6 protein-coding genes are annotated in these 6,246 nt (G+C 63.4%); 4 read left to right on the top strand and 2 right to left on the bottom strand.

Annotated features, from left to right (window positions below; all coding sequences use genetic code 11):
* Positions 1–564: 564 nt before the first annotated feature.
* On the top strand, positions 565–1,452 hold the full coding sequence (rhtA, locus tag CAG00_RS24425; protein WP_025338391.1) for a threonine/homoserine exporter RhtA: 888 nt from the start codon (positions 565–567) through the stop codon (positions 1,450–1,452).
* 190 nt (positions 1,453–1,642) lie between these two features.
* Entirely contained in the window at positions 1,643–1,924 is a 282-nt protein-coding gene (locus tag CAG00_RS24420) for a hypothetical protein (protein WP_025338390.1), read from the top strand.
* 41 nt (positions 1,925–1,965) lie between these two features.
* On the opposite strand, the gene CAG00_RS24415 is transcribed toward CAG00_RS24420, so the two are convergent.
* Positions 1,966–3,774: an aminopeptidase P family protein gene (locus CAG00_RS24415; RefSeq protein ID WP_085665526.1), complete on the bottom strand. Its 1,809-nt coding sequence runs from the start codon at positions 3,772–3,774 to the stop codon at positions 1,966–1,968.
* Positions 3,775–3,994: 220 nt separating this feature from the next.
* On the opposite strand from CAG00_RS24415, the gene CAG00_RS24410 reads away from it, so the two are divergent.
* Together CAG00_RS24410 and CAG00_RS24405 are read left to right on the top strand one after the other, a co-directional pair.
* Positions 3,995–5,113: a DUF3182 family protein gene (locus tag CAG00_RS24410; protein ID WP_085665525.1), complete on the top strand. Its 1,119-nt coding sequence runs from the start codon at positions 3,995–3,997 to the stop codon at positions 5,111–5,113.
* The gene (locus CAG00_RS24405; RefSeq protein ID WP_075044261.1) at positions 5,097–5,867 is read left to right on the top strand and encodes a S9 family peptidase; all 771 of its coding nucleotides are present in this window, start codon (positions 5,097–5,099) and stop codon (positions 5,865–5,867) included. Before CAG00_RS24410 ends, CAG00_RS24405 begins: the two co-directional genes overlap by 17 nt.
* Here the strand turns inward: CAG00_RS24405 and CAG00_RS24400 are convergent.
* Positions 5,846–6,226 (bottom strand): antibiotic biosynthesis monooxygenase, encoded by a 381-nt coding sequence (locus tag CAG00_RS24400; RefSeq protein WP_025338386.1) that lies wholly within the window; start codon positions 6,224–6,226, stop codon positions 5,846–5,848. The two genes, CAG00_RS24405 and CAG00_RS24400, sit on opposite strands and share 22 nt — an antisense overlap.
* Positions 6,227–6,246 lie beyond the last annotated feature (20 nt).

Genomic DNA, 6,246 nt, shown 5'->3' with positions numbered 1-6,246 from the left:
TGGGTTTTTAAGAAACCCTAAACTTGGCTCAGCAATCTCAAATGACTATGTGATTTCTCGCATGGCCACTTGTGATGCTGATAATCTTTGTGACTATCAGTCCGTACTCACAAGCACCCACACGAATTGCTTGATTCGATTTGTTAAAGAGCGTTTGGTTAAGAGCTTTTCGTCTCGACCGAGGCGCGCATTCTACGCTTTCCTCATTTGCTGTCAAGCGTTTATTTTGAAGTTTTTTGCGAGAAACTCGTTTAGCTTCAAACACTTGACTCAACAGGGTGGCTGGCTTTGCTTCGCTACCGCGTTGGAGTGGTGCGCATTATAGGGCGGCGTTTCAGGAGGTCAACCTTTAATTTCAATAATTTAGGTTTTTTTGAAAAAGACCGCGTCAGGGCCACCAGGTGCTCGCCACAACACCTGCTGCGCCTGTGAGATCGAGCGCCGCGTGGGCGGCGCCCGATCTCACAGGGACCGAAAATACAACGCCGGGCACCTTGCCCCCACCCGCCGTAATTGCGCACTATATTGCTCACCCCCACCCCGCTCAAGGATCGCTGCACAGAAATGAACACCCAGCCCCGCAGCCTGGCCGCTACCCTCTTCCCGATCGGCCTGCTGCTCATCGCCATGGCATCGATACAGTCCGGTGCCTCCCTGGCCAAAAGCATGTTCCCCCTCATCGGCGCCCAAGGCACCACCACCCTGCGCCTGATCTTTGCCAGCATCATCATGCTACTGATCCTGCGCCCGTGGCGGGTGCGCATGACCCGCAACGCCCTGCGCAACGTCATCATCTACGGCATGGCGCTGGGCGGCATGAACTTCCTCTTCTATATGGCCCTGCAAACGGTACCGATCGGCATCGCCGTGGCACTGGAGTTCACCGGCCCGTTGGCCGTGGCGATCTTCTCCTCGCGCCGGCCGATCGACTTCCTGTGGATTGCGCTGGCCATCGTCGGTTTGCTGCTGTTGCTGCCGGCCGGCCATGGCGGGCAGGCCCTCGACCCGGTCGGCGCAGCCTATGCCCTGGGCGCGGGCGTGTGCTGGGCACTGTACATCCTGTTCGGGCAGCGGGCCGGGGCCGAGCATGGTATCCAGAGTGCCGCACTGGGCGTTGTGGTCGCCGCGCTGTTCGTTGCCCCCATCGGTATCGCCCACGCCGGCAGCGCATTGCTCACTCCCGCCGTGATCCCCATGGCCCTGGGCGTCGCGGTGCTGTCCACCGCCCTGCCCTACAGCCTGGAAATGGTTGCCCTCACGCGCATCCCGGCACGCACCTTCGGCACCCTCATGAGCATCGAACCAGCCTTCGGCGCACTGTCCGGCCTGCTGTTCCTGGGCGAGGTCCTGACGATTACCCAGTGGCTGGCCATCCTGGCGATCATTACCGCGTCGGTCGGCACCACCCTGTCCATGCGCAAGGAACCCAGCCCAGCCGTCGCGGCAGACTGATATGAGAAATATTTTCATTTGAGACAGGATTAATGATTGTAGCGACCCGTCTCGCTCATTAAGCTGTCACAGAATGATCATCTTTACGCTATCTACTGGACCGAACACGGACGCTGGGGAAATTTCAGGAAGAACCGAAGCGATAACGACAGGGCCTGGCAGCTGATCCGCCCTGCATTTAAGGACAGGAATGAAACGTATTTTGCTCATCCTGGCCATCTTGGCTATTGCTGGATGTGCCGCCACGGCCAAGACTGAGGTCAAAAGGGGCAAGAAGGGCCTGCATATCAATTGCTCCGGCCTGTCTTCCTCGTGGGACAACTGCTACAGCAAGGCCGCAAGCTCCTGCAGCACGCGCGGCTACCGGGTCATTGCACGCTCGGGCGATAGCGATGAAGAACCCGGTGACTACTTGTTCGGCATCAACCCGGCGGGTTACACCAGCCGCAGCATGATCGTCATCTGCAAGTAGAAAAAAGGGCAGCTCGCAAGCTGCCCTTTTCATTTGCCACCTTACAAGGGCGCGGTACGCGCCTCCAGCCAGGCCAGCGCGTCCCCCTTGAGCAACGGCGCCAGGCGCTCGCGTACCGTGGCGTGATAGCCGTTCAACCAGTCCAGCTCTTCCCTGGCCAGCAGTTCGGGCACCAGGCAGCGGGTATCGATCGGGCACAACGTCAGGGTCTCGAAGTTCAGGAAGTCGCCGAAGGCGCTCTTGCCGGCCTCGCGGTTGACCACCAGGTTCTCGATGCGCACACCCCACTGCCCTGGGCGGTACGTGCCCGGCTCGATCGAGCTGATCATGCCCACCTGCATCGCGGTCTGCGGCGTGGGCGCCGCCTGGTAGGCAATGACCTGCGGCCCCTCGTGCACATTCATGAAGTAACCCACCCCATGCCCGGTGCCGTGGCCGTAATCCACCTGGTCAGCCCAGATCGGTGCCCGGGCAATGGCATCGAGCAACGGCGACAGCACGCCTCGCGGGAAGGTGGCCCGCGACAGGGCGATCATGCCTTTGAGCACGCGCGTGCAATCCTGCTTCTGTGCAAGGCTCGGGTTGCCCACCGGCACCATGCGGGTGATGTCGGTGGTACCGCCAAGGTACTGCCCGCCCGAATCGATCAGCAGCAGACCATCGCCCTCGATGACCGCATGCGACTGCTCGGTGGCACGGTAATGCGGCATCGCGCCATTGCCATTGAAGGCGGCAATGGTCGAGAAGCTCAACGACACGAAGCCTGGGCGCCGGGCACGCGCGGCACTCAACTGCTCGTCGACCGTCAGTTCGGTAACCCGCTCCTGACCGAGGTTGGCCTCGAGCCAGGCGAAGAACTCGCACAAGGCCGCGCCGTCCTGCTCCATCACCTGGCGGATGTGCACCAGATCGTCATCACCTTTGCACGACTTGCTCAGGGTGCTGGGGTTGAGCCCCTCGACCAGTTCCACCCCGGCCGGCAGGTTATCCAGCAGGCCGCAGGTTACCCGGGCCGGGTCGACCAGCAATCGGCTGCCGGCCGGCATGGCGGCAAGGGCCTTGCCTGCTTCGGCGTAGTCGCGCGCCTCGATACCGTCGGCCGCCAGCACCTGGCGTAGATGTTCGTCGAGCTTGTCCTGGCCGACGAACAGGATGGCCTGCTGCTGGCTGATCAAGGCAAAGGCGACGAACACCGGGTTATAGGACACATCGCTACCGCGCAGGTTGAACAGCCAGGCAATGTCATCCAGGGTAGCGATGAAATGCCAGTCGGCCCCCTTGGCCTGCACGCTCTGGCGCAACTGCGCCAGCTTCTCCGCACGGCTTACCGTGGCGTGCGGTGGCAAATGCTGGTAGACCGGGTTGCCTGGCAGCGCCGGGCGCCCTTCCCATACCTGGCCCAGCAGGTCCTTGTCCGTCACCAGTCGCGCCCCGCGCGCCTTCAGCCGGTCGCCAAGCTGGCGCGCCGAAGCCAGGGCCATGACCGCACCGTCTACCGCCACGCTGCCATTGGTCTCGACGTGATCGCCCAGCCATTCCAGCGCACCAGGCTTGCCCGGCAACAGCTTCATCAGCTCGATGCCGCTGCCAGCCAGCTCGTGTTCCGCCTGTTCCCAGTAGCGGCTATCGACCCACAGCCCGGCAAAGTCAGCCGTGACCACCAGCGTGCCGACCGAGCCGTGGAAACCCGACAGCCACTGGCGCCCTTGCCAGTAACCGGGCAGGTACTCGGAAAGATGGGGGTCGGCCGAGGGTACCAGCAAGGCATCGATGCCCTCTGCGGCCATGGCCTGGCGAACCTGCGCCAGGCGCTGCGGCACGCTTTGCCCAAAGGTGGTCTGAACGTTCATGCGCTCTCCTGCGGCTACATCACGGTTTATCCAGTGCGCCGATAATGGAACAGCCGCCGAAGCCCTGCAATCGTGGCGACCGACACACGGCATGCATTGCCCGTCACGCCCTGCGCATACCAGACATTTCCTACAGACGGGCCAGGACCACCGATCAAGTTCCGCTGAACTTCCTCAAAGCACCGGCTTCACACTCAGTACATTCATTGCACACAGGCAAATGACCATGCCCAATGCCTGCGCCCCTAAAAACGGCGTGGTGCTGCTCGACACCCGCGCGCACACCCCCGACCACGAGCATGCCGTGCACCTGAAGCTTGCCGATGGCCTGGCCCGCCTGCTGGGCTGCCCACACGTGCAACCCAGCCAGCCACCAAGCGCCACCGATGGCTACTACTACCTGCCCACCGAAACCCTGGTCGATCCCAAGCGCCATGCCGCCCTGGGCATCTGCAGCGAGCAGGACCTGTTCGGTGGCCTGGTCGCACACCCCTACATGGCGACCAAGGCGATCTCCCACCCGTTGCCGGCCGGGGCCAGTTTCCCGCCGGGCTGGACCGATGCCTTCGCCCGCCAAGCCAGCGACGCCCTGCTGCGCGGCTATACCGTGTTCAGCAAGGCTGATGCGCGCACCGCCGCACAGCTGTTGTTGGCGGACGGCCCGTTGCGGATCAAGCCGGTACTGGCCTGCGCAGGCCGTGGGCAACAGGTCATCACCGCGGTGGATGAACTGGAACCGCTGCTGGCCGGCATGGATGACCAGGACCTTGCGCTGTGGGGGCTGGTGCTCGAGGAAGACCTGAGCGAAGTGCAAACCTTCAGCGTCGGCCAGGTACGTGTCGCCGGCCTGACCTGCAGCTATCACGGTACCCAGCAACTGACCCGCGACCACCAGGGCACGGAAGTGTATGGCGGCTCCGACCTGGTGGTGGTGCGCGGTGACTACCAGGCACTGCTGCAACTGCCGCTGGACGAGCCGCTGCGCCTGGCCATCAACCAGGCGATGGCCTACGAGCAGGCCGCCGAGCAGCACTTCCCCGGCTTCATCGCCTCACGGCGCAACTACGACATCGCCCGCGGCGTCAACCCCATGGGCCACCTGCGCAGCGGCGTACTCGAGCAATCCTGGCGCCTGGGCGGAGCCAGCAGTGCCGAGCTGCTGGCCTTGCAGGCGTTCGCCGATGACCCGGCATTGCAACGGGTGCGTGCCTCCACCCATGAAGTGTTCGGCACCCCCGAACTGCCCACTGACGCCACCCTCTTTTACCAAGGAAACGACAGTGAACTCGGACAACTCAGCAAATTCGCGCGGATTCGTGAACATGACCATTCAGAGTGAAACCGTTGAACTGCAGGTCGAGGATGACAGCATCGTCGGCACCCTGGTCAGCCCCGGCAGCAAGATGCCGGGCATTCTCTTCGTCCACGGCTGGGGTGGCAGCCAGCAACGCGACCTGGCCCGCGCCCGGCATATCACCGGGCTGGGCTGCGTGTGCATGACCTTCGACCTGCGCGGCCACGAAAAAACCGAAAGCCAACGGCTGACGGTCACCCGCGAACAGAACCTGACCGACCTGCTGGTGGCCTACGACCGGCTGGTAAGCCACCCGGCCGTCGACACCAGTGCCATCGCCATCATCGGCAGCAGCTACGGCGGCTATCTGGCCACCCTGCTGACCCGCGAGCGGCCGGTCAAATGGCTGGCCCTGCGGGTGCCCGCCATGTACTGGGACGACGAATGGAACCTCCCCAAGCAAACCCTCGACCGGCAACGGTTGAACGCCTACCGCCAGCGCCCGCTCGGCCCGGCGGACAACCGCGCACTGGCAGCCTGTGCCGAGTTCGGTGGCGATGTACTGCTGGTGGAGTCCGAGCAGGACGACTATGTGCCGCACAGCACCTTGATGAGCTACCGCTCGGCATTCGTCAGCGCCCATTCGCTCACCCACCGCATCGTCGACGGCGCCGACCACGCGCTGTCCAGCGAAGAGAGCCAGAAAGCCTACAGTTCGATCCTGGCGGCATGGGTCAGTGAAATGGTCGTTGGCGCCCGCCTGGATCGCTACCCGCACTACGCGCCCTGGTATGCCTGAGGCTCGCCCACCTGGCAATGCAGGCCGCCATCGGCGCCGCGCACCAGGCTACGCAGGGTCTGGTAGGCAGCAAAGTTGACCCCACGCGCCTGATGCTGGCCAAGCAGTTCGAGGAAAGGTTCCCCGACGAAATATACGGCCGCCGCTGCCCACGCCTGGCGGGACTGCCATTGCAGGTACTGCAGCACCCGGCTGCCATCGTCGCTGGCCTGAATGCTGACACCCTGCAGCCCTTCGCAACGCGCGGCCAGCGCTTCGCTGCGCGCCACCAGCGCCTGGGCCAACGCCTGCTGGAACCTGCCGGGTACTTCGTATTCGATCATCTGGGTAAACCACAGGGCATGGGATGTTGCCGTCATGAACGGTCTCCTGGTGACGG

The sequence above is a fragment of the Pseudomonas sp. B5(2017) genome (assembly GCF_002112825.1).
Lineage (GTDB): Bacteria > Pseudomonadota > Gammaproteobacteria > Pseudomonadales > Pseudomonadaceae > Aquipseudomonas > Aquipseudomonas putida_Z.
This window is presented reverse-complemented; position numbering and strand designations above follow the sequence as displayed.

Coding starts and splice junctions, on each gene's coding strand:
- CAG00_RS24415 (WP_085665526.1), bottom strand. CDS start 3,774: ATGAACGTTCAGACCACCTTTGGGCAAAGCGTGCCGCAGCGCCTGGCG.
- CAG00_RS24410 (WP_085665525.1), top strand. CDS start 3,995: ATGACCATGCCCAATGCCTGCGCCCCTAAAAACGGCGTGGTGCTGCTC.
- CAG00_RS24400 (WP_025338386.1), bottom strand. CDS start 6,226: ATGACGGCAACATCCCATGCCCTGTGGTTTACCCAGATGATCGAATAC.
- rhtA (WP_025338391.1), top strand. CDS start 565: ATGAACACCCAGCCCCGCAGCCTGGCCGCTACCCTCTTCCCGATCGGC.
- CAG00_RS24405 (WP_075044261.1), top strand. CDS start 5,097: ATGACCATTCAGAGTGAAACCGTTGAACTGCAGGTCGAGGATGACAGC.
- CAG00_RS24420 (WP_025338390.1), top strand. CDS start 1,643: ATGAAACGTATTTTGCTCATCCTGGCCATCTTGGCTATTGCTGGATGT.